This is a genomic window from Vibrio sp. OPT46 (assembly GCF_015163535.1).
Lineage (GTDB): Bacteria > Pseudomonadota > Gammaproteobacteria > Enterobacterales > Vibrionaceae > Vibrio > Vibrio alginolyticus.
In genome coordinates this window covers 1-667 of sequence record NZ_JADDYG010000391.1, presented here as the reverse complement: position 1 = coordinate 667, position 667 = coordinate 1, and the positions used below count along the sequence as shown (strand labels likewise).

Here is a 667-nt window from a genome sequence, read left to right as displayed (position 1 = left end):
ATTTTCATTTAATTACCACTACTTGTGTTGTTTGAATCGAGTGAAATTATGAACAGTGGCAATTATTTTTAAAGTGCAAATTCAACCATATTCTATGGATAAATATAAACAAGCCCTCAATCTAAAACATTATGTCCTAGTACTCATATTAGTCGAGATAATCCATCCAAACAGGAGGCGTTCCTATTATTTTTTGAACAGTATCAATGAACAGTTTGGCTAATGGTTGTTGATTTCGGTGAGTATACATTGCATATATTTCCCCTATTGCGGGAAGATTATAATCAGGAAGCAACTGTACAAGATCTTGTTTACTCAAACTCTCCTGAAGAAAGAACTGCCCTATTAAAGCATACCCTAGATCAGATTTTACGGCATCCAGCATTAACTCAGTTTCATTCACGAAGTACTGCCCGTTGATATTATACGTTCTAACGTCGCTTGATGACTGGCTTGGCGCTATACGTAGCTTATCCGCCTTAAAGTTAGCATTAGAGTATATTACTGCTGGCATTTTTATAAGCTCTTCTGGAGAGCTCGGAGTTCCATACTTGTCAATAAAACTCTTTGATGCAACCAGTGCCATATTATTGCTTGCCAACTTACGTACTATCATGTTGGACTCTCGGATTGGTCCGATACGAAACACAACATCAAAACCTTCGTG

Annotated in this window: 1 protein-coding gene; it reads right to left on the bottom strand. The window is 37.3% G+C overall.

Features of this window, described 5'->3' with window-relative positions:
• Positions 1 to 148: 148 nt before the first annotated feature.
• A partial coding sequence (locus tag IQR33_RS18030; protein ID WP_265575793.1) for a LysR substrate-binding domain-containing protein occupies positions 149 to 667 on the bottom strand: 519 nt, incomplete at its 5' end.